The following is a 26,145-nucleotide window of genomic DNA, read 5'->3' on the forward strand; positions in this document are numbered from 1 at the left end:
GCGAGCGGCGAGCGGCGAGCGGCGAGCGGCGAGCGGCGAGCGGCGAAGCTTAAGGAAGAAGCCTACCCAACAGCAACCGGTACCGGACCTCTTCCAAGGTCACCGTCCCGTCGGAGATCGTCTCTACCTTGGTCTTTCCGTCCGCAACCCAGCCAGCTCGTTCATAGAACTTCCGGGCTCGCGTGTTCGTCGACAGCACCCACAGCGTCGCCGCGCCGAACTGGGTCGACAGACCGCGCACGCACTCTTCGTGCAGCGCTCGGCCCATTCCCCGGCTCCATTCGGACGGAAGGAGGTAGATCGACGACAGTTCGCCCGTGTTCGGGGCGGCGTCGTCGTCTCGGCTGGGGCCGAAGACTGCGAAACCGGTGATCTTCTCGCCGGCGCCTGCCACCAGGACGGTGTGGGGGCGCGAAGTGTCCGCCAGGCTCGATGCCCAGGATTGTTCCCGCGTCTCGACCGACAGGCCGGACAGGAACTCGTCCGGCAGCAACCCCGCGTAGGCCGCTTGCCAGGAACCGACGTGGACGGCTGCGATGCCTGCTGCGTCTTCCGGGGTCGCGGGGCGGATCACGAGGTCGGGCACCATTCCTCCAGCGACTCGGCAGGCGACGATCGGCTGCGGGCAGTTCAGCACAGAAGCCCGCCTGCCCGCATGCGGTTTACCGAGTGACCACAAAGGACAGTCAGACCGCGGAGCTGGGCAAAGGGGCCGAAAAGCGACCGGCGAGTGTGTTCGGGCAAGGGTTCCGGGAGTTCAGGCATCGCCGCCCCGCCCGGAAGGCTCCTCGGTCCTCCAGCCGATAGCCTCGTCGGATTGGCGGATCAGGCTCCGCTCGTTCGTCATGCCCGTGCGCACCAGGAAATGGGACAATCGATGACCAACCCGTTGATCGCGCCGGTGAAGGACTCCACGACCGCGATGTCCGGGATTCCTTTGCTGGAGGACGCGACCGGCCTCAAGACCGCGATCGAGAGCAAGAACTGGGCGGCCGTCGCGATCGGGGCGGTGGGGACCGCGCTCGACGTGCTCACCGCGGTGATGGATCCCTTCGGCGCGATCTTCGCCGCGGGGGTCGGGTGGCTGATGGAGCACGTCGGGCCGCTCAAGGAGGCGCTCGACGCGCTTACCGGCAAGGCGGACGAAATCGCGTCCCAGGCGGAGACCTGGACGAATGTCGCCAAGGAACTCGAAGGCGTTTCGGCCGAACTGACCGAGCTGGTCAAGAAGGATCTGCAGGACTGGAACGGCGAAGCGGCCGACACCTACCGCAAAAAGGCCGAGGACACCTCCGCGCTGATCGCCAGCGCGCAGAAGGGCAGTGCGGGCGCGGCCAGCGGCGTCAAGACGGCGGGCGAGATCGTCGCGGCGGTCCGGTCGCTGGTGCGGGACACGATCGCGGACCTGGTGGGGCACCTGATCTCCTGGGCGTTGCAGGTGCTGTTCACCGCCGGGATCGGGATGGCCTGGGTGGTGCCGCAGGTCGTCACCGCCGTCGCCAAGACCGCGTCGACCATCGCGAAGGTCACCTCGAAGCTGGTCAAGGCGCTCAAGGCGCTGGTCCCGCTGCTGAAAAAGGCGGGCGTGCTGTTCGAAGACGCCGGCAAGGCGTTGAAGGGGCTCAAGGGCGGCAAGGGAGCGCCGACGCACACTCCCCAGGACATCAACGTCAAGTCCGGGAACGGCACGAGGTCCCACCCCGGCGAGGACGAAGGCACGCACGCCTCCAGCGCCGGGGGAGACAGCGGGCACCACGGCACCACCCAGCCGAGCGGCAACCACGAGAGCGGCGGCGAGCACGGCGGCAGCGGAGGATCGGGCGGTCACACGTCGGCCGCCGGCAGTTCCTCCGCGGGAGGGGCCAGGGGAAACGGGGGCGACTCGCGCTCGCTCGACAAACAGGGCGAGAACTCGCGCTCCCTCGACAACATCTGCACCACCGGCGACCCGATCGACGTCGCGAGCGGCCAGATGGTCATGGCCGAGACCGACGCGACCTTCCTCAGCGCGTTGCCGATGGTTTTCGAGCGCACGCACTTCTCGTCATTCCGCGCGGGCGGCTGGCTCGGCCCCGCCTGGGTGTCCACTTTGGACGAGCGGATCGAGGTGTACGAGGACCAGGTGTGGTTCGCCGGCGCGGACGGGATCGTCCAGGTGTTCCCCCGGCCCCGCGGCGACCAGTGGGTCGCCGCCGAGCACGGGCCCGCGCGGTATCTCGCCGAGGAGCCCGGCGGCGGATTCGTCCTCGAGGACCGCGAGGGCGAGCGGGTGCTGACCTTCGAACGAGGCACCAGCCCGGTCCGGCCGATCCGTTCGATCAGCGGCCGGGGCAAGGAGCACATCTTCTTCCAGCGCGACCAGCGCGGCACGCCGACCGCGATGCGGCACAGCGGAGGCCACCTGATCCAGATCGCCACCGAGGGCGGGCTCGTGACCGGGCTGTCCACCGTCACCAAGGACGGGGCCGAAGTGCCGCTGGTCCGCTACGGCTACACCGACGGCAATCTCACCGAGATCACGAACGAATCCGGCCTCCCGTTCCGCTACGCCTACGACAGCATGGGGCGGATCGTCGGATGGACGGACCGCAACGGCGAGTGGTACCGCTTCCACTACGACCGCGAGGGCCGGGTCGTGCGCACCGAAGGCTCCGGCGACTGCCTCACCGTCACCATGGAATACGACCTGGCCGCCCGGATCACCCACGTCGTCGACTCGCTGGGCCGGCACAATGCCTACCACCTGAACGAAACCGGCCGGGTCGTGCGCGAGGTCGACCCGACGGGCGCGGCACGCGCCTACGAATGGGACGCGCTGGACCGCCTGGTCGGCGAAACCGACGAACTGGGCAGGCGGCGGATCTACCGCTACGACGACAGGAACAACCTGGTCGCCCTCCAGCGGGCGGACGGCACGGGATTGACCATCGAGCGCAACGACTTCGGCCAGGCCGTCCGCATGGTCGAGGCGCCGGGTGTCGAAACCCGGTGGGAATACGACGAACGCGGCAACGTGACCCGCGTAGTCGAACCGGGCGGCGGGACCACCAGCTACACCTACGACGAGTGGGGGCACGTCGCGTCGGTCACCGGTCCGAACGGCTCGACCCTGACCGTAGTGTCCGACGACGCCGGAAACCCGATCACCGTCACCGACCCCAGCGGCGCGACGACCGCCTACACCTACGACTGCTTCGGCAGGGTCACCGCGATCGTCGATCCGAACGGCGCGGCCGAGGAGTTCGGCTACACCGTCGACGGCGCGCTCGCCTGGCACCGCCTTCCGGACGGATCGACGGAGGAATGGCTCTACGACGGAGAAGGCAACAACCGCCTGCACGCCGACGCCTCCTCGGCGATCACCCAGCAGGAGGTGACCCACTTCGACCTGGTAGCGGCCGAGATCCGGCCGGACGGCACCCGGCTCGAATACTCCTACGACACCGAACTCCGGCTCACCGCGGTGACCAACGAACAAGGCCAGGTCTGGCGCTACGAGTACGACCTGGCGGGCAACCTCTCCCGCGAGACCGATTTCGGCGGCGCCAGTTCGTCCTACGGCTACAACGCCGCCGGCGAGCTGACCGAAATCCGCAACCAGGAGGGCGACGTCGTCACCCTGCGCCGCGACGTGCGCGGCAACATCGTCGAGGAGATCGTCGAAGGACCGTCCGGGACTCTGCGCACCCGCTTCGAGTACGACGTCCTCGGCGAACTCGTCGCCCTCGACGACGGGACGACCCGCGTCGAGTACACCCGGGACGCGGCGAGCCGGATCGTCGAGGAAACGGTCAACGGGCGCACCGTCCGCTCCGAATTCGACTCCGCGGGCAACCAGGTCCGGCGGCAGACGCCGTCCGGAGCGGAAAGCGTCTGGGAATACAGCGAAGCCGGAGTCCCGGCCGCGGTGCGCGCCGCGGGCCGCACCACCCGGTTCGAGTACGACCGGGCGGGCCGCGAAACCCTCCGCACGTTCGGCCAGGACGCGGCGATCGTCCGCTCCTGGACCCCGGCCGGACGGCTCGCCCGGCAGGCGGTGCGGTCCGCGACCGGCGAATTCGGCCAGGACCGTCAGTACCACTACCGGCCCGACGGCCTGCCCGACCGGATCGACGACGGGACGGCCGGGTCGCGCTGGCTCGCGATGGACGTCCGGGGCCGGGTGACCTCGGTGCGCGCCCGGGACTGGAACGAGCAGTACGCCTACGACCCGACCGGACGGCTCGTCGACGCCGACTGGCCCGCGCCCGAGGAAGAGGACCGGCGCGGCAGGCGGACCGGCCCCGCCTCGGTGATCACCGAGGCGGGCGGCGTCCGCTACACCTACGACCAGTCCGGCCGGATGCGCACCCGGCGGCACGAGGACGGACGGACCTGGACCTACACCTGGGGCCCGCTGAACCGGCTGGTCGCGGTCGAGGTCCCGGACGCCACGACCTGGCGCTACACCTACGATCCGCTGGGCCGCCGCATCCGCAAGGAGCACTTCGCCTCCGACGGGACGACTCCGCTCGAACGCGTCGACTTCGCGTGGGACGGCGAAACGCTGGCCGAGGCGACCAGGTCCGGCCCGGGCGCCGCCGAAACCGCGGTGTGGGACTACGAACCGGGAACCTTCGTGCCGCTGCTGCAGCGCCGGCGCAGCGGTTCCGCGGACCAGAAGCGCATCGACGAACAGTTCTTCGCCATCGTGGCCGAACCGTCCGGCACGCCGACCGAACTGCTGGACGACCGCGGCGAGATCGCCTGGCAGGCCCGCAGCAGCCTGTTCGGCGTCGTGCTCGCCGAGTCTGGCGGCTCCGGGACCCCGCTGCGGTTCCAGGGCCAGTATTTCGACGAGGAAACCGGGCTGCACTACAACTTCCACCGGTACTACGACCCGGTGCTCGCCCGGTACCTCAGCCCGGACCCGCTCGGGCTCGGCGGCGGACTGGACCCGCACGCCTACGTCAGCAACCCGCACGTCTCGGTCGACCCGCTCGGCCTCACCGGGCGGCCCTGCCGCAAACTCGGCGGGGGCTCCGGCAGCGGACAGGGCTCGGGCGGCTCTCAGCGCGGCCGGGGCCTCTCCCGCGACCCGAGCCCCGGCCCGAACGGCGAGCGGCGGATGCGGTCACCCGGCGGGCGGGTGTACCAGGAGGGACCGCCGACGGTCGCGGCCGGCGCGCGCAGGCGCGAGCACTACGGCTACAAGAACCTCTCGCACAAGCACTCCAAGATGCGGCCGCTGTTCGAGCGCAACGCGGTGTCGCCGCCGCCGAAGTTCCGCAAGCGCGGGGACGACACCAAGTGGTACATGGACCCGAACCGGCGCTACCGGACCCACGACTACCAGGGCAATCCCACCGGTATCGTCCGCGGCCACAGCAATGTCGTGATGGGCCACAACCCGTCGGCCGGCACCCACTTCAACCAGACGGGCATCCACCAGACGCCCGGCCAGAACTTCGCGCACAACTCCGACGTGAGGATCTTCAAGCACCTCGAACCGGCGAAAGACTCCGCTGCGAGCGGGTCCAAGGAACCCGGTTACGACGCTCCGACCCCGCGGCGCGGCAACCGGGTTTACTGGGACCAGAACCAACCCGGCTACGTCGGCAACCCGGATGCCGACTGGGACCTGGTGCGGCCTAAGCCGAGCACGTCCTCCGGCGGCCACGGCGGATACAGCGGCGGCGGTTCCAGCAGCCACGGCGGCGGGTACGGAGGCGGCTCCAGCAGCTACAGGGGAGGCTCCAGCGCCAGCTACGGCGGGTACAGCGGTGGGTACAGCGGCGGCAGTTCCAGCCACGGCGGATACAGCGGCAGCTACGGCGGCGGCGGATACAGCGGCGGGTACAGCGGCGGCGGATACAGCAGTAGCAGCCATGGCGGATACAGCGGCGGCGGCAGCAGCAGCCATGGCGGCGGGTACGGCAGCGGCGGATACGGAGGTAGTTACGGCGGCGGCAGCAGCAGCCGCAGGAACCACGGCTACGACTCCGACGACGACATCTACGACGCCTGACGCCCCGCGAAAACCCGCAGCGACTCAGCTAAAAAGGCGTGGCCCGGGAAACCCCGGGCCACGCCTCGACACACTCAGCCGAACGAAGGCAGATCAGCTCTTCTCCAGGTACTCCGCCCGCTCCAGATCGACCACATCGGCGACCATCTGCGCCAGCCCCGGCAGCGAAGCCAGCTCCGGATCGCCCGTCACGATCTCCTGCGCCTGTGCTCGCGCCTCAGTGATCACGTCCTCGTCCCGCAGCAACGACAGCAGCTTCAGCCCAGACCGCTTGCCTGACTGGGCCGCACCCAGAATGTCGCCTTCCCGGCGCAGTTCCAGGTCCAACCGGGACAGTTCGAAACCGTCCGTTGTGGACTCGACCGCCGCGAGCCGTTCGCGCGTGGCCGTACCGTCCAAGGTTTCCGTTACCAGCAAGCACAATCCGGGCACGCTCCCCCGCCCGACCCGGCCGCGCAGCTGGTGCAGCTGGCTCACGCCGAAGCGATCGGCGTCGAGGATGACCATCGCCGTCGCGTTGGGGACGTTCACGCCGACCTCGACCACGGTCGTCGCGACCAGGACATCGACCTTCCCCGCGCCGAACGCCTGCATGACGGCGTCCTTTTCGTCCGTCGGCATCCGGCCGTGCAGGGCGGCGACCTTCAAGCCCTTCAACGCGCCGTTGGCGAGATCCGGCGCGACGTCCAGCACCGCGAGCGGCGGCCGCTTGTCGCTCTTGTCCGACGGCGGTTCGTCGCCGATGCGCGGGCACACGACGTAGGCCTGGTGTCCCTTGCCGACTTCCTCGCTGACCCGCTGCCACACCCGGTCGAACCACGCCGGTTTCTCCGCGACCGGCACGACCGTCGTCTTGATCGGCGAGCGGCCGACCGGCATTTCGCGCAGTGCCGAGATTTCCAGGTCGCCGTAGACGGTCATGGCGACCGTGCGCGGGATCGGCGTCGCCGTCATGACCAGCACGTGCGGGCTCGTCGAATCGGCCCCGCGCGAGCGCAACGCGTCCCGTTGCTCGACGCCGAACCGGTGCTGCTCGTCCACGACCACGAGCCCGAGATCGGCGAACTGCACAGTGTCCTGGATCAGCGCGTGCGTGCCGACGATGATGCCTGCCTCGCCGCTTACCGTCTCCAGCAACGCTTTCTTGCGTTCCTTCGCGCCCATCGACCCGGTGAGCAGCGTGATCCGGGTGGAATTCTCGGCCGCGCCCAGTTCGCCCGCCATCCCGAGGTCGCCGAGCATTTCGCGCAGCGAGCGCGCGTGCTGCGCGGCCAGGACCTCGGTGGGCGCGAGCATCGCCGCCTGCCGTCCGGAATCGACGACCTGGAGCATCGCCCGCAGCGCGACCACCGTCTTGCCGGAACCGACCTCGCCCTGCAGCAGCCGGTTCATCGGATGCTCGGTCGACAGATCGGCCGCGATCTCGTCGCCGATCGCGCGCTGGCCCGCGGTGAGGTCGAACGGCAGCCGCTTGTCGAACGCGTCCAGCAGGCCGCCGTCGACGTGCGGGCTCGCCTTCGCCGGACGCGACACCGCGGAATGCCGCCGCTGCGCGAAAATCAGCTGCACGGCCATCGCTTCGTCCCACTTGAGCCGGTGCCGCGAGGTCTCCAGATGCGCCCAGTCCTCCGGGCGGTGGATGCCGCGCAGCGCGCGCTCAAGGCCGGGCAGCCCGTGCCGTTGGCGCAGTTCCCCGGGCATCGGGTCGTCGCCGACCTCCAGCACGTCCAGCACCTGCCGCACGCATTTGGCGATCGACCAGGTCGGCATGCCCTGCGCCGCCGGGTAAACCGGGATGATCTCGGCGAGGAAATTGTCGACCGCCTCGGCCTCGCGTTCGGCGTCGAGCAGTTCGTACTCCGGGTTGGCCAGCTGCAGCGTGTCCCGGAACGCGGTGACCTTGCCCGCGAACAGCCCGGTCTTGCCGGGGGCCAGCTCCTTCTCGCGCCACGCCTGGTTGAAGAACGCGCACGCGAGCCGCCGCTTGCCGTCGGTGATCACCATGTCGAGGATGGTGCCGTTGCGGGATTTCATCCGGCGCTTGCTGATCTTCTCGATCCGCGCCAGCACGGTCGCGTGCTCCCCGAGCTCCAGCCCCGCGATGTCGGTCAGCTCGCCGCGTTCGGCATAACGACGCGGATAGTGGCGCAGCAGGTCGGAAACCGTCTCGATGTCGAGCGCACTCGACAGCGCCTTCGCCGTTTTCGCGCCCAGCAGCAGCGGGAGCTTGTCGCGAAGCCCGGCCATGATTATTCGACCCCCATCAGCAGCACAGCGTCGCTTTGACCGCCGGCGTAACTCGTCAACTCCACCTCGGGGTGCTCCAGCCGCAGTTGTTCGGCGAGTTCGGCGGCCACCCTCGGCGGAGCGTCCGCCCCGCTCAGGACGGTGACCAGCTCGCCGCCGAGCGCCAGCATCCGGTTGAGCACGCTGACCGCGGCCGCGACGAGATTCGTCGCCGACGCCGGGGCGGGCTCGATCAGCACCACCTCGTCGTCGACCAGGCCGATCACGTCGCCGGACTGGGCCCGGCCCACCCAGGTTAGCGACTCCTCGTCCGCGATCCGCAGCTCGCCACGCCTGGTCGCGGCCGCCGCCTCGGCCATCGCGACCACGTCGTCGTTGACCCGGCGCTCGCTGTCGTGCACCGCGAGCGCGGCCAGCACCTGCACCGGCGACGCGCACGGGATCACCACGACGTCGCGCTCGCCCGCCATCGGATGCCCGGCGGCGGCGTCGGCGGCCGCAGTCAGGTCCGGCCCGCCCGGCAGCACGCTCAGGTGCTGTCCGGCCGCCTCGTTGAACAACCCGATCATGTCCTCGACACTGGGCGTCTCGCCCTCGGGCACCGCCAGCACGGCGACGCCCTCGGCCCGCAGCAGTTCGGCCAGGCCGCCGCCGCGCACCACCGCGACCACGGACCGGTCGATCGATGTGTCCCATTCGATCGGCGTCGGGGTGATCAGCGGTTCGACCCGGATCTTGCGCGGCCTGCCCAGTTGCAGCCCGGCTTCGATGGCCGCGCCGATGTCCGCGCAGTGGACGTGCACCGCGTGGCTGCCCGAACCGTCGCCCGCCACCGTCACACTGTCGCCGAACCCGCTCAGTTCCTTCCGCAACGCGGGCAGCCGGGCCTCGTCGATCTCGTCCAGCAAGTACATGACCTCCCACGCGTAGGGGACCTGCTCCGGCAGCGAAGCGACCGCCTTCAGGTCGTGCCCGGGGTCCTCGGGTTCACCGGTGATCACCCCCGCCAGCGCGTCGAGCACCGCGACCAGCCCGCGGCCCCCGGCGTCGACGACTCCCGCCTTGGCCAGCGCGGGCAACTGCTTGGGCGTCTCCTCCAGCGCTTTCGCGGCCACGGTGACGACCTCGCGCGCAACCTCGGGCAACGTCCGCGTCGTGCCTCGAACGGCGGCGGCCACGGCGTGCAGGACAGTCAGCATCGTCCCGGCGACCGGCCTGCTGACCGCGCCCGTGGCGGCCTGGTCCGCCTGCCCCAGCGCAGCGGCGAGACCAGGTCCGTCCAGGTCCCCGCCGGTGGCCGCCCAGCCGGCCATCCCCCGCACGACCTGGGACAGGATCACGCCCGAATTGCCCCGCGCGTGCGCCACCGCCCCGCGCGCCAGTACCGCCAGCGCCTCAGCCGCGTCGGCCGGTTCCGCATCGGCGAGCGCCTCGTGCGCGCCGGTCATCGTGTACAGCAGGTTGGAGCCGGTGTCGGAGTCCGCGACCGGATAGACGTTGATGCCGTCGATGGCCGTGCGCAGCCTGTCCAAGCTGCGCACAGAGGCCGCCGCCCAGCCCGACACCGCCGCCGCGTCCAGCACCCGCACCCCGTAACCTCCTAGCCGGTCCCCGCGAGGGTAACGACCCCGCGGCAAGGCCACCCAGACCACTCGTTACTATGGTGGAGTTGCCCGGCACGTTCGGGCGCGCATTCTTTGTCCCATATCCAGAGGAGTTCGACGTGGCTGCCGTGTGCGACGTCTGTGGCAAGGGACCCGGCTTCGGCAAGTCGGTCTCGCACTCCCACCGGCGTACCAACCGCCGGTGGAACCCGAACATCCAGGTTGTGCACGCGAAGGTCGGCGTGTCCCAGCGCAAGCGCCTGAACGCCTGCACTTCGTGCATCAAGGCCGGCAAGGTCGTGCGAGGCTGAGTTCAGCAGCTTTCGGAAAGGGGCGAGTGCTTGAAGCACCCGCCCCTTTTTCGTCACCGCAGGAAGTTCGCCAGCACGTCCCGCAGGGACTCCGGCGCGTTCAGCACCCCGTGATCCTGCCCCGGGACCTCCTCGTGCCGCCCGTGCGCGACCGCGGCCGCGACAGCCTTGGCCGACGACGTCATCCACGCCTCCCCCGCACCGCCGGACAGCGACAGCACCGGGACGGTGATCGCCGCCAGCCGGTCCGTCGGCAGGTAGTTGCCGCGGCCGCAGACAGTCAGGTCGTACGGCAGCGTGTGCGCCAGTCCGACGAACCAGCCCCACACCGGCGCGGACTTCATCGAGTCCACGATCTCCGCCGGGGTCCCAGTGCCCTCGACCAGGAACAACTCGACCGCCCTGTCCCGGTCGCCGTCGGCGAGGCAGGTGCTGACCCGGTCCACCAGGTCTTCCGCCGGACGCGGCCGGTCGTCGCCGATGAACGGCGGCTCGTACACCGCCGCCTTCGTGATCGTCAGCCCGCGCGCCGCCGCTTCCAGGGCCAGGATCGCGCCGGACGAGTGCCCGAACACCGCGGCCGAGCCGCCGACGGCCTCGATCAGCACTTCCAGGTCGTCGATCTCGCGCTCGACCGCGTAGACCGGCGCGTCGCCGCTGTCGCCGCGGCCTCTCCGGTCGTAGGCGATCGCGGTGAAACCGGCGTCGGCCAGCACCGCGGCGAGCCCGGCGACGGTCGTGCGGTCGTTCACCGCGCCGCCGACCAGCAGCACCGGAGAACCCGAGCCGTAGGTGTCGAAGGCGATCGGGGTGCCGTCGGCGGACTTGACGGTGGCGGTCATCGCTTCCCTCCAGGGTTTCAGTCGTCGCCTACCCTGGTGGTCGGCGCCGATCGCCGGAACTGGACACGCCGCGTCAGGGAAGTTTCCAGTCGAGCGGTTCCGCGCCCTGCTGGACCAGCAGCTGGTTCGCCCGGCTGAACGGACGCGACCCGAAGAAGCCGTTGCGCGCCGACAGCGGGCTCGGGTGCGCCGATTCGAGGCACGGCACCTCGCCGAGCATCGGCCGCAGGTTCCGCGCGTTGCGGCCCCACAGGATCGCCACCAGCGGTCCGCCGCGCGCGGCGAGCGCCTTGATCGCCTGCTCGGTGACCTGCTCCCAGCCCTTGCCCTGATGCGAGTTCGACTTGTGCGGCTGCACGGTGAGCGACCGGTTCAGCAGGAGCACGCCCTGCTCCGCCCACGGGGTCAGGTCTCCGTTGGACGGGGCCGGGTGCCCCAGGTCCTCGCAGTACTCCTGGTAGATGTTGATCAGGCTTTTCGGGATCGGCCGGACGTCCGGGGCCACCGAGAAGCTCAGGCCGACCGCGTGCCCCGGGGTCGGGTACGGGTCCTGGCCCACGATCAGCACGCGGACGGCGTCGAACGGCTGCTTGAACGCGCGCAGCACGTGCTCGCCCGCGGGGAGATAGGTGCGGCCCGCGGCGATCTCGGCGCGGAGGAACTCCCCCATCGCGGCGACCTGCGGCGCCACTGGTTCAAGGGCTTTCGCCCAGCCGGCTTCGACGATTTCGTCCAGCGGTCGTCCAGTCACGGCCCGCGAGCCTAGCGCCACGTGCCCGAGGTCACTGTGGCGGGTCCAGCCTGCGCAACTCGGCCCGGAACCGGGCTCCGCGCCGGACGTAGGAATCCACGACCGCGGCGATCTGGTCTTCGGAGAACGACTTGTTCGGCCGCGTTTTCGCCGGAACTCCCAATGCGATCTCGCCGGTGCCGACCGTCGATTCGTAGGACAGCACCGCGCCCGCGCCGACCATGCCGCCGTCCTCGATCACGCTTCCGTTCAGCACCACCGAACCCGACGCGATCAGGCAGCCGGTGCCGATCTTCGCGCCCTCGATGTGCACCGCGTGCCCGACCGCCGAGGACGGGCCCACGATCGTCGGATGCCGCGCGGTGCAGTGGACGACGCAACCGTCCTGCACGTTCGAGCGTTCGCCGATCTCGATGTACCCGTGGTCGCCGCGCAGCACCGTCTGCGGCCAGACCGAGGCGCGCGCTCCGATCCGGACGTCGCCGATCACGGTGGCGTCGGGATGGACGTAGGCGTCCGGGTGGATGGCCGGGACCAGGTCGCCGAGCGCGTAGATGGCCAATGCCGCCTCCGAATCGTTCAGTGTCGTCGGTCGTGGACGAGAGCCTTGCCGTAATACCGGCTTTCGGGCATATCGCCGTAATAGCCGAAAGCCGGTATCTCGGCGTAGCCCGACGAACGGTAGAGGGCGATGGCTTCCGGCTGCTCGGTGCCCGTCTCCAGCACGACGCGGCGGCGTCCGGCGGCGACCGCGGTGCGTTCCAGTTCGGCGAGCATCGCGCGGGCGAACCCGCGGCCTCGCGCGGATTCGATCACGTACATCCGTTTCAGCTCGACGTCGCCGGGCCGGAACGTCGGCTCGGGACCGTCGTGCGCGCGCCACGCGCCGGACGCCACCGGCACGCGGTCCAGGTACCCGACCAGGAACAGGCCCCGCGGCGGCGCGAACTCCGCGGGGTCCATCGGGGTCTCGTCCTCGGTGCCGTAGCGGCGCACGTACTCCAGCTGAACCTCGGCCATCAGTTTGGCGGCGTCGGGATGGTCGAAGGCGACGACGCGGATGTCCACGCCGTCAGCCTGATGAAGAATCACTGCTGCCAGTGCTCCCAACCGCCCTGCTGGTCGTACGCCTCGCCGTCCACGGTGACCCCGGAGCCGGGCATGGTGACCACGCCGATCTTGCGCCAGCCCTCGGGAAGGTCGTCGAACGGCGGGAACGTCGCGACCAGCGCGTGGTCCTCGCCGCCGGTCAGCACCCACTGCACCGGGTCCGCGCCGAGCGCGCTGCCGACCTCCTTCAGCCGCGTCGACACCTCAAGCAACGCGGTCTGCACGTCGAGCCCGACCTCGGAAGCCGCGGCCAGGTGCGCGAGGTCGGCCAGCAGCCCGTCCGAGACGTCCATCATCGCGGTCGCGCCGGCGAGCGCGGCCTGCGGACCGGCCGCGTACGGCGGTTCCGGACAGCGCTGCGCGTTCACCACCCCGACCGGCGACCGGAATCCGCGGCGCAGCACCGCGAGCCCGGCCGCGGCCCAGCCGAGCCGCCCGCACACCGCGAGCACGTCGCCGGGGCGCGCGCCGGAACGGGTCACCGGTTCGCGGTCTTCGAGGTCGCCCAATGCGGTGACGCTGATCACGAGCTGGTCCGCGCTCACGAGGTCGCCGCCGGACACCCCGATGCCTACCGCACGCGCCTCAGCCCACATCCCGTCCATGATCTCGGTCACGACCCGCGCCGGGGTATCCGCCGGGCACGCGAGCCCGGCGACCACCGAGGTCGGTTTCGCTCCCATCGCCGCGATGTCGGACAGATTCACCGCGACCGCCTTGCGCCCGGCCTGCTCCGGGCTCGACCAGTCGAGCCGGAAGTGCACACCGTGGACCAGCACGTCGGTCGTCACGACCACGCGGCCGTCCGGCGCGGCGAGAACCGCCGCGTCGTCGCCCGGGCCCAGCAGTGTCGACGGCGGCTGCGCGCGTCCTTCGGTGACCCGCTGGATCAGGCCGAACTCGCCTGTCGCGGCCACCGAGTGCTCGTCCGGTGACACCGGTCACCTCCCGTTTCCCTTGCCTGTGTCGGATCGGCCACCGACTATCGGATCCCCTAGGTTTTTCCCAGGGCTGGCGCTACGTTGCCTACACCGTTCCTACCTCGACTCGATCGCCACCGACGAAAGGGCACGCCGTGGTCCACGCATACATCCTCATCCAGACCGAGGTCGGCAAGGCGGCCGCGGTGGCTGCGGAGATCGCCGGGGTCCCGGGCGTGACCAGCTCCGAGGACGTCACCGGCCCGTACGACGTGATCGTGCGCGCCGCCGCGGACACAGTGGACCAGCTCGGCCAGCTCGTCGTCGCCCGCGTGCAGAACGTGGAAGGGATCACGCGCACGCTGACCTGCCCGGTCGTGCATCTCTGAGCCGTGGTCCACTGAGGCGGTGGCAGACACCGACACCGGGGCTCCGCCGAAGGTCGTCCTCGTCACCGCGTCGTTGCTCGTGGCCGCGCTGGCGGTCGCGGTCGCGGTCGTCGCGCTGACGAAGAGCTCCTCCGGACAGCCCGATCCGAACCAGCCGCTCGCGCTCGTGTCCGTTCCCGCGCCGCGGGCCGGGTCGGCGGACTGCGCGAAGGTGATCGCCGGGGTCCCGGCCACGCTCACGTCGAACGGCAAGGAACTGTCGCCGCGCACGCTCGCCGAGCCCGCGCCGAAGGCCACCGTCGCGTGGGGCGAACCGGATCCGGTCGTGCTGCGCTGCGGCCTCGAACGCCCGCCCGAGCTCACCCCGACCGCGCAGCTGCGCGTGGTCGACAAGGTGCAGTGGCTGCAGATCGAGCAGGGCGGTTCGGCCACCTGGTACGCCGTCGACCGGCCGGTCTACCTGGCGCTGACCGTTCCGGCGAACACGGGAACCGGTCCGCTTCAGGCCGTTTCGGACGCGATCGCGGCGAAGCTGCCGGTCAAGCCTTTGCAGTTCTAGCCGCGATCGTTTCCAGCGATTCGCCGGTGGTGCGCGGGCCGAGCACGGCCACGTCGATCATCAGCAGCACCATCGCGCCCGCGACCACGGCGAACATCGTCGTCGCGCCCGCCGATTGCAGGACCGGCAGCAGGATGAACGGCATCGCGGCCGTCGCCAGCCGGGACAGCGCGTAGGCCGAACCGGCGGCGGTGCCGCGCAGCGACGTCGGGAACAGCTCGCCCTGGTAGGTGTGGAAGGCGTTGGAGAAGACGTTGCTCACGGCGGTGTAGCAGAAGCCGAACACCGCGATCAGCACGCCGGAAGTCGCGTAGCCGAAGGCCAGCCCGAACACCGCCATCGCCGCCGCGCTCGCGACGATCAGCCATTTGCGTTCCAGCCGTTCGATGATCGGGATGGACAGCGCGGAGCCGATCGGATAGCCGAGGAAGGTGAGCGCGCTGAACGTCAGCGAGCTGACGAGGCCGAAACCCTTGGCGGCCAGCACAATCGGCACCAGCGAGCCGAAACCGTAGTAGCCGAACGACTGCAGCAGCTGGAAGACGTACAGCATCGCCGTGCGACGGAACCACGGCGGACGCAGCAACGCCGACGCACGCACCGGTTCGGGCGCGGGCGGTTCCGGCTCCGATTCGGGCAATGGCTGCGGCGCACTCTCTTCGAGTTTGCGCACGATCTCGTCCGCTTCGCCGGTTCTTCCTTGTGCCGCAAGCCAACGCGGCGATTCCGGCAGCGTGAACCGCAGCGCCCACACCACCGCCGCACCCAGCGCGCCGATCACGAACAGCCAGCGCCAGCCGTCGATGCCGAGCGGCGCGTGGCCGACGAGCGCGCGGGCGAGGAATCCGGCGGCGGGGACGCCGCAGAAACCGATCGTGTAAGCCCAGGCTGTCGCGCGACCGCGCGCTCGGGCGGGCAGCAGGTCAGCGAGATAGGCGTCCGCGACCGGCAGCTCCGCGCCGATGCCGATCCCGGCGATGAACCGGCAGATCACCAGCATCCACACATCGGTGCTGAACGCGCCGAGCAGTGTGAACACCGAGTACAGGCCCAGGGTGAGCAGGAACGCGCGCCGTCGGCCGAGCCGGTCGGCCAGCCTGCCGAGGAACACCGCGCCCACGAACGCGCCGACGAACGCCGACGCCAGGACGTACTTCAGCGTCGTCGGGGTGACGCCGAACTCCTTGGTGAGGACGGTGCTGATGGTCGCGGCGAGGAACAGGTCGTAGAGGTCGAAGAAGGTCGCGATGCCGACCACTGCCACGAAGTACCGGTGCCTCCGGGTGACCGGGAGCCGGTCGAGGCGGGATGCGATCTGCACGCGCTGTTTTCCTTACGGTGGGGACGTGCCGTCTGTTCGAGGGCCATCGTAAGGTCGTCCCGCCTCGTCTGTCCGGCCTGCGGCGCTTCGCCGGCGAGGAGTTCCCGGGTCCGCTCGTCAGCGCAGGCCGGTGCCCCGGGCGAGCGCGGTGTCGATCAGCGTCGACAGGAGCGTCGGGTAGTCCACCCCGGTGACCTCCCACATCTTCGGGTAGGCGGACTTCGTGGTGAAGCCGGGCATCGTGTTGACCTCGTTGATCACCAGGTCGCCGTCCTCGGTCACGAAGAAGTCGACGCGGGCGAGGCCCTGGCAGTCGAGCGCGCGGAACGCCTCGACGGCCATCGCGCGCAGCCGGTCGGTGAGCGCGTCGTCCAGTTTGGCCGGGATGTCCAGCTCGGCGTCCTCGCCGAGGTACTTGGTTTCGAAGTCGTACCAGGCGTCCTCGCCCTCGGCGAGCACCCGGATCTCCGCCGGGAGCGACGCCTCGACGCGGCCGTCCGGGAATTCCAGCACGCCGCATTCGACCTCGCGCCCGCGCACCGCGGCCTCGACGAGCACCTTCGGGTCGGTACGCCGGGCCAGCTCGATCGCCGCGTCCAGCTCCGCCCAGCCGGAGACCCGGGAGATCCCGACCGACGAACCGGCGCGCGAGGGCTTCACGAACACCGGCAGGCCAAGACGTTCCCGGTCTTGTCCGGCCAAAGTGGACTGTCCGCGGCGCAGCGCGGCGTAGGTGCCCACCGGCAGCCCCTCCGCGGCGAGCAGCTTCTTCGCGTATTCCTTGTCCATCGCCGCCGCGCTGGCGAGCACGCCGGGGCCGACGTAGGGGATGTCGGCGAGTTCGAGCAGGCCCTGGATGGTGCCGTCCTCGCCGAAGGCGCCGTGCAGCACCGGGAAGACGACGTCGACGGTGCCGAGCACCTCGGTGGCCTGGCCGGGGTCGACCGTGCGCAGCTCGCGGCTGGTCGGGTCGCCGGCGAGCACGAGCGCGCGGCCGGACTCGACCGACGGCAGCTCGCGGCCCTGGATGCTGAGCTGCTCCGGGTCGCCGGTGCCGAGCACCCAGCCGCCACTGGGCGTGACGCCGACCGGGAGCACCTCGAAGCGATCCGGATCCAGGTTCGAGATCACACTGCCCGCGGACAGGCACGAGATGGTGTGCTCGCTGCTGCGGCCACCGAACACGACCGCGACCCGGATCTTTTCAGCGCTCATAGCCGGTCACGGTACCGGGTGAGCATCGCCGACAGCGCGCGCCGGGGGTGTCTGCGCTGGTCGCGAGGGTCGAGCCGCTGGTCGGCGAGTTCGCGCGGAGGCCAGCGCGAACCACGTCGCCCCGCGCACCGTCAGGAAGGCCATTCCGGCCAGGACGAAAACGGTGAAAGTCCGGCAGCGTCTGGAACGCCACGTCCACCGGCAGCCAGCGGGCGCACCGCGACCCGGCCGAAGCCCTTGTCCCGCAAGAGCTCCGGCAGCTTTCGTGCGCGACGGATCTGTCGGCGGGTCGCCAAGACCATCGCGGCGAGGACCAGGAGGGCGACGCCGCAGGTCAGCAGGAAGCCGTTGCCGGTTTCCGGGGCCGGTGCGCCCGCGAGGGTGTGGCGGAACGGCGCGCCGCTGTCCAGCAGGACCGGGTTGCGCGAGGTCAGCACCACCAGGCCGACCCGCTGATCCGGCAGGTTGGCGTGGTAGCGGGTCAGATCGCCGTCGTGCTGGACGACCGGCTGGCCGTGGAGAGTGCCGGTCCCCCAGCCGGATCCGTAGTGGTCGTCGCCGGTCGGGACTGCCGCGCCGTGCAGCAGACGCAGGCTTTCGGCGGACAGCGGACGGGCGCCGTGGTAGGCACCGGTCATCTGGAAGGCCAGGTAGTGGCTGAGGTCCTCGGCGGTCGAGACCAGGTAGCCCTCGGGCAGCGCGCCGGGGGAATCCGGCGTTTCCATCGGCACGTTCAGGCCGAACAGCACCGACGGACCCTCGATCAGGCCCGCGCGACGGGTATCGGCGAAGTTAGTGAAGGTGCGGTTCATGCCGAGCGGGGCGAGGACTTGGGCTTTGCGGTAGGCGGCGTAGCTCTGGCCGGAAACCTGCTCGACCATCAGGCACAGCGTCGCGTAGTTCTTGGTGCAGTAGTGGAAAGCTGTGCCGGGGCGAGCGACCGGGACGACGTCGGCGAGTGCGCGGACGCGCTGCTCCAGCGTGGTTTCCGGTTCGTAGAGGTCGACGGTGCCCGCTTCGGTCGGCAGGCCGCTGGTCTGGTTCAGCAACTGGCGCACGGTGATCGGATCGGGGGTTCCGGCGGTGCGGAACCACGGCGGGTACGCGGTGATCGGGGTGTCCAGGCCGACTTTGCCCGCGTCGACGAGCTGCATGACTGCCATGGCGGTGAACGATTTGCTCAGCGAGCCAAGCAGAAACGGCGACTGCGGCGGCACGTCGGAGCCGACCGCGCCGGTCGTCGCCTTGCCGTTCGCGGACACCACCGCGTAGGACGAGGACGGTCCGCTCGCCAGTTCTTCGCGCAGGTGCGCGACCGCAGCGTCTGATGGCCGGTCCGGTGGCTGCGCCGAGCCCGGCGCGGCGAACACCGCCAGCAGCGCGGTCGCTGTCGCCGCCGCCCGGATCCGCCGAGTCATCCCGCGCTCCTCCGCCCGCCGAACCGATCGGCAAAAACCTCGCGGAGCAGCGGATCCAGCACCATGAAGCTGACCGGCGGACCGGAGGCAGGGCTGACCCGCGTACTCAGCGGAGGAGGTCGACCAGCGTCGGCACCGCGGCCGTCAACGCTTCCCGTGAGCAGCCCGCGTATCCCAGCGCGATGCCGTGCACCGTCGGCGTTCCGGCGAAATGCCGCGCCAGCCCGTCGAGGCGGATCGAATGCCGTTCCGCCGCGGCGATCAGCTCGGCCTCGGCCTCGGCGCTTCCCGTCCGCACCACCAGATGCGCACCGGCGTCGTCGCCGACGAACGGGATTCCGGCGTTCGACAGCGCGGTCACCAGCACCGTCCGGCGTTCGGCCATTTCCCGGCGCAGCTTCCGCAGGTGCCGTCCCAGATCGCCGGTCCGGGCGAGTTCGACCAGCACCCGCTGCCCCGCCGGCGACGGACGGGTGCCGGTGAGATCCCGGTAGGCCAGAATGGCATCGGCCACCGCGGCGGGCGCGACGAGCCAGCCCGCGCCGAGAGTCGGGGTGAGGATTTTGCTGGTGGTCCCGAGGTGCACGACGACGTCGGGGGCGAGCGCGGCCAGCATCGGCAGCGGAGCGACATCGAAGCGCAGCTCGCCGTCGTAGTCGTCCTCGATGACCAGCATGCCTTCCGCGCGAGCGCGTTCCACGAGCTGCACGCGCCGGGCCGCGCTCATCCGGCTGCCCATCGGGTACTGATGCGCGGGCGAGCAGTAAACCGCGCGCGCCCCGGCGGGAATCGCGTCCGGACGCAGGCCTTCCTCGTCCACCGGCACGCCGACGACGGTGAGCCCGGCCTGCCGGAACGCTTGCACCGCACGCTGATAACCCGGTTCCTCGAAGGCGACGACCGCACCTCGGCGCAGCACGGCCGCGGCGAGTTCCACGGCAGCCGCGGTCGTGCCGCCGGTCGCGAGCACCGAGCCCGCGGCCAGACCGCGGTGGCGCAGCAGGTGTTCCGACACAGTCGCGCGGTATTCCGGCAACCCGGCGCGGTGCGCGCGCGTGAGCGGCTCGGGATCGGCGGCGGCCCGCCATGCCCGTCGCCAGGCCGCGCGGTCGAGACCGTCCGCCCACGGCGTACCCGGCGCGAGGTCCAGCAACGGGGCTTGTTCGGCCTCGGCGAGCAGCGAACCGGGTGCCGTGACGGACGCGGCGGCGCGGGTCGGCGGAGTGGTCACGTAGGTGCCGGAACCGTGCCGGCCAGCGATCCAGCCCTCCGCGTGAAGTTGCTCGTACGCAGCGGAAGTGACCGTGCGCGAGACACCGAGCCGTTCGGCCAGCGCGCGCGTGGACGGCAGCCGGTCGCCGCCGCGGAGATGTCCGCCGGCCGCGGCTTCGCGCAGCGCGTCGGCCAGCTGCACGGCCAGCGGGGTGGCCGCTTCGCGGTCGAGACTGACCGGCAGGGCGGTGTCGGCGTAGGACACAGCGGACCTCCGTTACAGCGAAGTGGACTTCTCAAGTGTAGAAGAAGTGGACATTCAACGTAGCCACTTGCCCGCCGCACACTGAACGCATGAGCAGCCTTTCGCCCACCGAACGCACCACGCTCGGCCGCAAACGCCACCGCGCCGCCAGCGAGCGCGCGGCACTGCACGCCGTGCTCGACGAGGCGCTGATCTGCCACCTCGGTGTGGTCCGCGACGGCGTCCCGTTGGTGCTGCCCACCGGATACGGCCGCGACGGCGACACCCTGTACCTGCATGGTTCCACGGGCGCGGCCAGTCTGCGAGCCGCGACCGGGGGAACCGACGTGTGCGTAACGGTCACCCTGCTCGACGGGATCGTCTACTGCCGCTCGGTGAACAACCACTCGGTCAACTACCGCAGCGCGGTGATCCTCGGCAAGGCGCGGCCGGTGACCGACCCGGACGAGAAGATGCGCGGCCTGCACGTGCTCACCGACCACCTCTCCCCCGGTTCCTGGGAGCACGCCCGGGCGGTGAACAAGAAGGAATTCGCCGCGGTGTCGGTCATCGCGCTCGACCTCGCCGAAGCGTCGGTGAAACTCCGCGCCGAAGGACCGGACGACGAACCCGAAGACGTCACCGCGAACGCCGCCTGGGCCGGGGTGCTGCCGGTGCACACGGTGTTCGGCGAACCGGAGCCGTCCGCCGACCTGCCGCCGGGCTGGACCGTCCCCGAACACGTCGCCACACGCGTCACGAAGGCAGCGGCAACCGCACGGTGAACACCGTCCGCCCGGGGCGGCTGTCCAGCGAGACCGTCCCGCCGTGCTCCGCCACCAGCGAATGCACCACCGACAACCCCAATCCGGTGCCGCCGGCGGCCCGGGTCCGGGAGTTGTCGACGCGATAGAACCGGTCGAAAATCCGCTGCTGATCCTCCGCGGAGATCCCCGGCCCGGCATCGGTGACGGCAGCGACAGCCATCCCGTCCGCCGCCGTCACCGCCAGCTCCACCGGAGTTCCCTCCGCGGTGTGCACGGCGGCGTTCGCGAGCAGGTTGTCCAGTACTTGCCGCAGCCGCGCCGGATCCGCGTGCAGCAGCACCGGTTCCCCCGGAATCGAGACCGTCAGCGGATGTCCTGGCCGACCGGCCCGGAACGCGTCCGCGGCAGCCGCGGCGATCTCGGTGAGGTCCATCCGCCGCGGGCGCACCGGCGGTTCGACATCACGCGCGTCCAGCCGCGCGAGCAGCAGCAAATCGTCGACCAGCACGCTCATCCGCGCGGTCTCGGCCCGGATCTTCTCCAGGTGTGCCTCGCGTTCCTCGGGTTCGTTCGCAGCGGCGTAGCGGAAAAGATCGGCGTAGCCGCGGATCGAGGTCAACGGTGTCCGCAGCTCGTGCGAAGCATCGGCGACAAACCGGCGCAGCCGATCATTCGCCTCGGTGCGCGCGGCCAGCGAAGATTCGATGTGGCTCACCATCAAGTTGAACGCCGTCCGCAGCTCCTCGACCTCCGCGCCGCCGCCCGTGCCGGACGCGCGCACCGGCAAGTCCGCTGTGGCCGTGAGATCGTGCGAAGCGATGTCGTGCGCGGTGCCAGCCATGTCCGACAACGGTCGCAGTCCGCGCCGCAGCACCATCCGGCCCACGACGACGAGAATCGCCAACGCGATCAGGAATGCGATCACTTCGATCAACATCAGCTGCTGCACGGTGTTGTCGAGATCGGCCTGCGGAGCAGCACTCAGCAACACGGTGCCGGTCCCGTTCTGCGAAGTCTCCACCGGACACGCCCGCACGCGATAAGAACCCTGGCCGGGCAAACCGATCGTGCGGAAAAGGTCGCCGCTGGTCGCCTCTTCGGCGATCCGCGCCAACGGCCGCACGTCGTCCGGCAACGTGCTGCCCGGCTGCGGGACGGCGTGCCCCTCCCGCACCGCGAAGACCGCGGAGTACCAGGAGTAGACGACTTCCGGACTGTCCTTCGACTCGCGCAGGTGCGGCACCTGTGCGACCTGGCTGGTCTTGAGCTGCTCGTCGAGCCGCCGGTTGAGGTAGTCGTGCATCAGCTCGACCGTCAGCGCGCCGACGATCGCGAACACCACCAGCGACAACGCGCCCAGCCCGAACGCCAGCCGCGTGCCGAGCCGGGAAGCGCGCCAAGCCCGGTACCACCGCCGAGCCCAGCGCCCGATCCGGTTCACCGGCCCGCCCGCCGCACGGAATACCCGACGCCGCGCACGGTGTGGATCAGCGGTTCGGCCTCGGTGTCGAGCTTGCGCCGCAGCCGCGAGATCGCGAGTTCGACCACATTGGACCGTCCGCCGAAGTCGTACTCCCACACGTGGTCGAGGATCTGCGCCTTCGTGAGCACCGCGGGCGAGCGCCGCATGAGGTAGCGCAGCAGCTCGTACTCGGTGGGCGTCAGCTCGGCGAGCCGGCCGCCGCGGCGGACTTCGTGCGTCTCCTCGTCCAGGGTGAGATCACCCACCTGCAGCAGCACTGTGCGGGTATCCGGCTTCTCCGACGTCCGCCGCAGCACCGCACGCAGCCGCGCCATCAACTCCTCGACGGAGAACGGCTTGACGAGGTAATCGTCACCCCCGCGGGTGAGGCCGGCGATGCGGTCGGCGGTCGCGTCCTTGGCGGTCAGGAAAACCACCGGCACCGCGTCGTGCTTCTCGCGCAGCTTGTCGAGCACGGTGAATCCGTCGAAATCGGGCAGCATGAGGTCGAGCACGACGATGTCGGGAGCGAACTCCGCGGCGCGCGCGAGAGCGTCGGCGCCGCAGCCGGCCGTCACGGCCTGCCAGCCCTCGTAACGGGCGACGGTCGCGACCAGGTCGGCGATGTGCGGCTCGTCGTCGACGACGAGCAGCCGCACCGGGTTCGGGTTCTCCACCCCGCCATCCTCCGCGACGGCCGCGCGGGCGCGCGAGCCGAACCCCCGGCTGACAGCGACTCGACAGGAAACCTCTCGCGTGCATCGGGCATTCCGGGCAGACTCCGGACCGACAGCGACCCTGGCCCGAGGAGCCCGATGACTTCCGTTGTGGACAACATCACCGTCGACTGCGCCGACCCGTGGGAACTGGCCCAGTTCTGGACCAAGGTGACCGGCCGCCCGGTCGGCGAGGACGACAAACCGGGCGAGGAGGAGATCGGCATCACGCTCGACTCCGGCCTCACCCTCCTGTTCATCGCCGTCCCCGAGCCCAAGACGATCAAGAACCGGCTGCACGTCTGCCTGAAGCCGGACGACGGGACCCGCGACGAAGAGGTGGAGCGGTTGCTCAAGCTGGGCGCGACGCTGCATTCCGACCATCGCCGCGAGGACGGCAGCGGCTGGGCGGTCTTGCGGGATCCGGAAGGCAACGAGTTCTGCGTCCTGCGCAGCGCGGCGGAGAAGGCGTGACCGATTCGTTCGAGATCAACCGCGCCAACTGGGACGACCGGGCCCCGATCCACGCGCGCTCGGCGTACTACGAGTTCGACAAGTTCAAGGCCGATCCGTCGCACCTGAGCCAGATCGTGCGCTTCGACCAGCCGCGCCTCGGCGACGTTTCCGGGCTGCGCGCCGTGCACCTGCAATGCCACATCGGCACGGACACGCTGTCGCTGCACCGGCTCGGGGCCAAGGTCTCTGGTCTGGACCTTTCCCCGGCGTCGCTCGCCGAGGCGCGGAAGCTCGCCGACGCCACCGGCGCGGACATCGACTACCACGAGGCGAACGTCTACGACGCGGTGGAAGTCTTCGGCGAGAACACGTTCGACCTGGTGTACACCGGGATCGGCGCGCTCTGCTGGCTGCCGAAGATCGCGCCGTGGGCCGAGGTGGTCGCGCGGCTGCTGCGGCCCGGCGGACGGCTGTTCCTGCGCGAAGGCCATCCGATGTTGTGGACGCTCGACGACGAATCCGAACGCGCGTGGCCGAAGTACGACTACTTCGAGCACGACGAGCCACTCGTCTTCAGCGAACCGGCGACCTATGTCGAAACCTCCGAAACGCTGCGCGCCACCACGTCGCACAGCTGGAATCATTCGCTCGGCGAGATCGTGACCGCACTGCTCGGCCAGGGCCTGATCCTGACCGGGCTGACCGAGCACGACACCACGGCGTGGAACGCGTTGCCGCACGAGATGGAAGAGGCCGGGGGCGGCGAATGGCGGCTGCGGGACAACCCGCGCCGGATCGCCGCGAGCTACACCCTCCAGGCACAGCGCCCCGCATAGAGTGCGGGGCATGACTCGCATCGCCGTCGCCGCGCTGGGCGGCACCATCTCGATGGCTCCCGGGCGTTCGATCGAAGACGGCGTGGTGCCGCGGCTGAGCGCCGAGGACCTGCTGGGAGAACTGGGTTCCCGGCTGCCCATGGAGATCACCGCGGCGACGCTCGCCGGGCTGTCGAGTTCGTCGATGGACTACGCGACGCTCGCGCGGACCCGGCAGTGGGGCATCGAGCAGATCGAGGCGGGCGCGGACGGTCTCGTGGTGGTGCAGGGCACGGACACGCTGGAGGAAACGGCGTACCTGTTCGACCTCACGTGGCCGTCCGACGCGCCGGTGGTGATCACCGGCGCGATGCGGAACCCGAGCCTGCCCAGTCCGGACGGGCAGGCGAACATCCTCGCCGCGCTCGCCGTCGCCGCCGATCCGCGCAGCCGCGGCCGGGGCGCGCTGGTGGCGTTCAACGACGACGTGCACGCGGCGCGCTGGGTGCGGAAAACGCATTCCAGCCACGTCGAAACGTTTTCGTCGCGACCGGCGGGTCCGCTGGGCATGCTCGCCGAGGGCGCGGTGCATTACTTCCACCCGTCGCCGCCGCGGCTGCCGGTGCTGCCGGGAGCCGAAACCGTCGATCTCGTTCCGCTGCTGGAATCGGGCCTCGAGGATTCGGGCGAATTGCTGTCGCTGGTCCTCAAGGGCGGCGCGCGCGGCGTGGTGGTGGCCGCCAACGGCGTCGGACACGTCTCGACCGGGACGGCGGAGGTGATCGCGGCCGCGGAGGTGCCGGTTGTCGTCGCGTCCCGGACCGGCGCGGGCCCGACTTTCCGCGGCACTTACGGGTTCCCCGGGTCCGAATCGAGCTTGATCCGGATGGGCGCGACGATGGCCGGATGGCTGTGCCCGCGGAAATCGCGGATCCTGCTGCAGGTTCTGCTCGCGGCGGGGGTCGGCCGGGAGGAGATCGAGCGGCAGTTCAGGTTGCGCGGCGATCTTGACTCGTGAGTGTCATCCCGGTTCTCACCGCGATGACACTCACGACCGCGGTGCCGGCCCGTCCACCGGATTCGCCTGGTACGACCGCATCTGCCTGCCGCCCTGGCGGTAGACGTGCACGCTGACCGCCGGATCCGGGCCGTCGTTGCGCACCTCGTGCACGTAGCCGGGCCCGAACACGCGCGACTGCCCTGCGGACAGCCCGTGCACCTCGGTCACCGCGCGCCCGCCCGGGGCGCGCCGCGCGACGGTTTCGGTCAGCCGCCCGGACACGACGGTGAACGCGCCGGTCGAGAAGACGTGGTCGTGCAGGTCGGTGTGCTGCCCGGGAAGCCAGCTGAGCAGCCAGATCTCCTGGTCCGCAGTGCGTTCGACGAGGGCGGAGAACCGCTCGTCGGGATCGTAGCGCAGCAGGCTGCCCCAGCGTTCCCGGTCGGCGGCCACGTCGACGGCGACGCGGACCGGGTGGCGCAGGGCGGGGTTCTCGGGACGCAGCAGGGTGTTGTCCGGAACGGCGAACATGAAAAGAAGTCCTCACGGGAAGAAGATGGGTGTCGAACTGGGCCGGGGCTAGGTTCACCGACAACAGCGACACGACATGCCCATGACGGGGCGGAGGTCAGCAGACCCCGGCCGCATCGTCATCTCGCACGTCAGCATGCCGCCCAGCGAACCAGCCCCGGACTGCCCGGTCAACCCGTCTCACCCCCTGGACCGCCCTGGTGAGCGCGGATTCACACGCACGAGCCAGCCGCGCCGCCTCGTGAGCG

At 70.4% G+C, this 26,145-nt stretch carries 23 protein-coding genes; 8 read left to right on the forward strand and 15 right to left on the reverse strand.

The window, feature by feature from the left end; genetic code table 11:
* Window positions 1–49: 49 nt before the first annotated feature.
* A complete protein-coding gene (locus A4R44_RS20550) occupies window positions 50–586 on the reverse strand; it encodes a GNAT family N-acetyltransferase (protein ID WP_232791694.1) in 537 nt (178 codons plus the stop codon).
* 291 nt (window positions 587–877) lie between these two features.
* Between A4R44_RS20550 and A4R44_RS20555 the strand changes: the two genes are divergently transcribed.
* Window positions 878–6,007: an RHS repeat-associated core domain-containing protein gene (locus A4R44_RS20555; protein ID WP_067583078.1), complete on the forward strand. Its 5,130-nt coding sequence runs from the start codon at window positions 878–880 to the stop codon at window positions 6,005–6,007.
* Window positions 6,008–6,100: 93 nt separating this feature from the next.
* Here the strand turns inward: A4R44_RS20555 and recG are convergent, their stop codons facing one another.
* Together recG and A4R44_RS20565 are read right to left on the reverse strand one after the other, a co-directional pair.
* A complete protein-coding gene (recG, locus tag A4R44_RS20560) occupies window positions 6,101–8,254 on the reverse strand; it encodes an ATP-dependent DNA helicase RecG (protein ID WP_067583081.1) in 2,154 nt (717 codons plus the stop codon).
* Window positions 8,255–8,256: 2 nt separating this feature from the next.
* Window positions 8,257–9,843, reverse strand: coding sequence for a DAK2 domain-containing protein (locus A4R44_RS20565; protein WP_067583084.1), 1,587 nt, complete (start codon window positions 9,841–9,843; stop codon window positions 8,257–8,259).
* A 134-nt stretch (window positions 9,844–9,977) separates the two neighbouring features.
* Here A4R44_RS20565 and rpmB point away from each other — a divergent pair, with 134 nt between their 5' ends.
* Window positions 9,978–10,169, forward strand: coding sequence for a 50S ribosomal protein L28 (gene rpmB / locus A4R44_RS20570; RefSeq protein ID WP_009074135.1), 192 nt, complete (start codon window positions 9,978–9,980; stop codon window positions 10,167–10,169).
* A gap of 53 nt (window positions 10,170–10,222) precedes the next feature.
* Here the strand turns inward: rpmB and A4R44_RS20575 are convergent, their stop codons facing one another.
* The 5 genes from A4R44_RS20575 to A4R44_RS20595 all read right to left on the reverse strand — a co-directional run bounded on the left by A4R44_RS20575 (window position 10,223) and on the right by A4R44_RS20595 (window position 13,810).
* On the reverse strand, window positions 10,223–11,011 hold the full coding sequence (locus A4R44_RS20575; protein WP_067583087.1) for an alpha/beta fold hydrolase: 789 nt from the start codon (window positions 11,009–11,011) through the stop codon (window positions 10,223–10,225).
* A gap of 73 nt (window positions 11,012–11,084) precedes the next feature.
* Window positions 11,085–11,762: a uracil-DNA glycosylase gene (locus tag A4R44_RS20580; protein ID WP_067583090.1), complete on the reverse strand. Its 678-nt coding sequence runs from the start codon at window positions 11,760–11,762 to the stop codon at window positions 11,085–11,087.
* 31 nt (window positions 11,763–11,793) lie between these two features.
* Complete coding sequence (locus A4R44_RS20585; RefSeq protein WP_067583093.1) at window positions 11,794–12,324, reverse strand: gamma carbonic anhydrase family protein; 531 nt, start codon at window positions 12,322–12,324, stop codon at window positions 11,794–11,796.
* Between the two features lie 17 nt (window positions 12,325–12,341).
* Entirely contained in the window at window positions 12,342–12,830 is a 489-nt protein-coding gene (locus A4R44_RS20590) for a GNAT family N-acetyltransferase (protein ID WP_067583500.1), read from the reverse strand.
* 20 nt (window positions 12,831–12,850) lie between these two features.
* Entirely contained in the window at window positions 12,851–13,810 is a 960-nt protein-coding gene (locus tag A4R44_RS20595) for a thiamine-phosphate kinase (protein ID WP_067583096.1), read from the reverse strand.
* 137 nt (window positions 13,811–13,947) lie between these two features.
* On the opposite strand from A4R44_RS20595, the gene A4R44_RS20600 reads away from it, so the two are divergent.
* Both A4R44_RS20600 and A4R44_RS20605 read left to right on the forward strand, forming a co-directional pair.
* Entirely contained in the window at window positions 13,948–14,181 is a 234-nt protein-coding gene (locus tag A4R44_RS20600) for an Lrp/AsnC ligand binding domain-containing protein (RefSeq protein ID WP_009074118.1), read from the forward strand.
* 19 nt (window positions 14,182–14,200) lie between these two features.
* Window positions 14,201–14,740, forward strand: a complete 540-nt coding sequence (locus A4R44_RS20605; RefSeq protein WP_067583099.1) for a DUF3515 domain-containing protein — start codon at window positions 14,201–14,203, stop codon at window positions 14,738–14,740.
* On the opposite strand, the gene A4R44_RS20610 is transcribed toward A4R44_RS20605, so the two are convergent.
* From A4R44_RS20610 to A4R44_RS20625, 4 genes are all read right to left on the reverse strand, one after another.
* Window positions 14,721–16,061 carry an MFS transporter gene (locus A4R44_RS20610; RefSeq protein ID WP_067583102.1) on the reverse strand — a complete coding sequence of 447 codons (1,341 nt, stop codon included), beginning with the start codon at window positions 16,059–16,061 and terminating at the stop codon, window positions 14,721–14,723. The two genes, A4R44_RS20605 and A4R44_RS20610, sit on opposite strands and share 20 nt — an antisense overlap.
* A gap of 117 nt (window positions 16,062–16,178) precedes the next feature.
* Complete coding sequence (locus A4R44_RS20615; RefSeq protein WP_067583103.1) at window positions 16,179–17,276, reverse strand: D-alanine--D-alanine ligase family protein; 1,098 nt, start codon at window positions 17,274–17,276, stop codon at window positions 16,179–16,181.
* Window positions 17,277–17,407: 131 nt separating this feature from the next.
* Entirely contained in the window at window positions 17,408–18,694 is a 1,287-nt protein-coding gene (locus tag A4R44_RS20620; protein WP_232791695.1) for a serine hydrolase, read from the reverse strand.
* 106 nt (window positions 18,695–18,800) lie between these two features.
* Window positions 18,801–20,171 carry a PLP-dependent aminotransferase family protein gene (locus A4R44_RS20625; protein ID WP_067583105.1) on the reverse strand — a complete coding sequence of 457 codons (1,371 nt, stop codon included), beginning with the start codon at window positions 20,169–20,171 and terminating at the stop codon, window positions 18,801–18,803.
* A gap of 89 nt (window positions 20,172–20,260) precedes the next feature.
* On the opposite strand from A4R44_RS20625, the gene A4R44_RS20630 reads away from it, so the two are divergent.
* Window positions 20,261–20,935: a pyridoxamine 5'-phosphate oxidase family protein gene (locus tag A4R44_RS20630; RefSeq protein WP_067583108.1), complete on the forward strand. Its 675-nt coding sequence runs from the start codon at window positions 20,261–20,263 to the stop codon at window positions 20,933–20,935.
* Here the strand turns inward: A4R44_RS20630 and A4R44_RS20635 are convergent.
* On the reverse strand, window positions 20,907–22,358 hold the full coding sequence (locus A4R44_RS20635) for a cell wall metabolism sensor histidine kinase WalK (RefSeq protein ID WP_095213489.1): 1,452 nt from the start codon (window positions 22,356–22,358) through the stop codon (window positions 20,907–20,909). The two genes, A4R44_RS20630 and A4R44_RS20635, sit on opposite strands and share 29 nt — an antisense overlap.
* Window positions 22,355–23,056 carry a response regulator transcription factor gene (locus tag A4R44_RS20640; RefSeq protein WP_067583112.1) on the reverse strand — a complete coding sequence of 234 codons (702 nt, stop codon included), beginning with the start codon at window positions 23,054–23,056 and terminating at the stop codon, window positions 22,355–22,357. The genes A4R44_RS20635 and A4R44_RS20640 overlap by 4 nt, the downstream gene beginning before the upstream one ends.
* Window positions 23,057–23,194: 138 nt before the next feature.
* Here A4R44_RS20640 and A4R44_RS20645 point away from each other — a divergent pair, with 138 nt between their 5' ends.
* Genes A4R44_RS20645 through A4R44_RS20655 form a run of 3 tightly spaced genes read left to right on the forward strand, consistent with a single transcriptional unit; the run spans window position 23,195 to window position 25,384 of the window.
* Window positions 23,195–23,569 carry a VOC family protein gene (locus A4R44_RS20645; RefSeq protein WP_067583115.1) on the forward strand — a complete coding sequence of 125 codons (375 nt, stop codon included), beginning with the start codon at window positions 23,195–23,197 and terminating at the stop codon, window positions 23,567–23,569.
* Complete coding sequence (locus tag A4R44_RS20650) at window positions 23,566–24,387, forward strand: bifunctional 2-polyprenyl-6-hydroxyphenol methylase/3-demethylubiquinol 3-O-methyltransferase UbiG (protein WP_067583118.1); 822 nt, start codon at window positions 23,566–23,568, stop codon at window positions 24,385–24,387. Before A4R44_RS20645 ends, A4R44_RS20650 begins: the two co-directional genes overlap by 4 nt.
* A 10-nt stretch (window positions 24,388–24,397) precedes the next feature.
* Entirely contained in the window at window positions 24,398–25,384 is a 987-nt protein-coding gene (locus tag A4R44_RS20655; RefSeq protein WP_067583504.1) for an asparaginase, read from the forward strand.
* Between the two features lie 30 nt (window positions 25,385–25,414).
* Here A4R44_RS20655 and A4R44_RS20660 read toward each other — a convergent pair whose 3' ends face one another.
* Window positions 25,415–25,897, reverse strand: coding sequence for a cysteine dioxygenase family protein (locus tag A4R44_RS20660; protein WP_067583121.1), 483 nt, complete (start codon window positions 25,895–25,897; stop codon window positions 25,415–25,417).
* Between the last annotated feature and the right edge of the window lie 248 nt (window positions 25,898–26,145).

Source organism: Amycolatopsis sp. M39 (genome assembly GCF_001651785.1).
Taxonomy (GTDB): domain Bacteria; phylum Actinomycetota; class Actinomycetes; order Mycobacteriales; family Pseudonocardiaceae; genus Amycolatopsis; species Amycolatopsis rubida.

Bases quoted from the DNA above. Each gene is read 5' to 3' on its own strand.
- A4R44_RS20555 (WP_067583078.1), top strand. From the start codon at position 878: ATGACCAACCCGTTGATCGCGCCGGTGAAGGACTCCACGACCGCGATG.
- recG (WP_067583081.1), bottom strand. From the start codon at position 8,254: ATGGCCGGGCTTCGCGACAAGCTCCCGCTGCTGCTGGGCGCGAAAACG.
- A4R44_RS20575 (WP_067583087.1), bottom strand. From the start codon at position 11,011: ATGACCGCCACCGTCAAGTCCGCCGACGGCACCCCGATCGCCTTCGAC.
- A4R44_RS20615 (WP_067583103.1), bottom strand. From the start codon at position 17,276: ATGAGCGCTGAAAAGATCCGGGTCGCGGTCGTGTTCGGTGGCCGCAGC.
- A4R44_RS20620 (WP_232791695.1), bottom strand. From the start codon at position 18,694: ATGACTCGGCGGATCCGGGCGGCGGCGACAGCGACCGCGCTGCTGGCG.
- A4R44_RS20630 (WP_067583108.1), top strand. From the start codon at position 20,261: ATGAGCAGCCTTTCGCCCACCGAACGCACCACGCTCGGCCGCAAACGC.
- A4R44_RS20645 (WP_067583115.1), top strand. From the start codon at position 23,195: ATGACTTCCGTTGTGGACAACATCACCGTCGACTGCGCCGACCCGTGG.
- A4R44_RS20655 (WP_067583504.1), top strand. From the start codon at position 24,398: ATGACTCGCATCGCCGTCGCCGCGCTGGGCGGCACCATCTCGATGGCT.
- A4R44_RS20660 (WP_067583121.1), bottom strand. From the start codon at position 25,897: ATGTTCGCCGTTCCGGACAACACCCTGCTGCGTCCCGAGAACCCCGCC.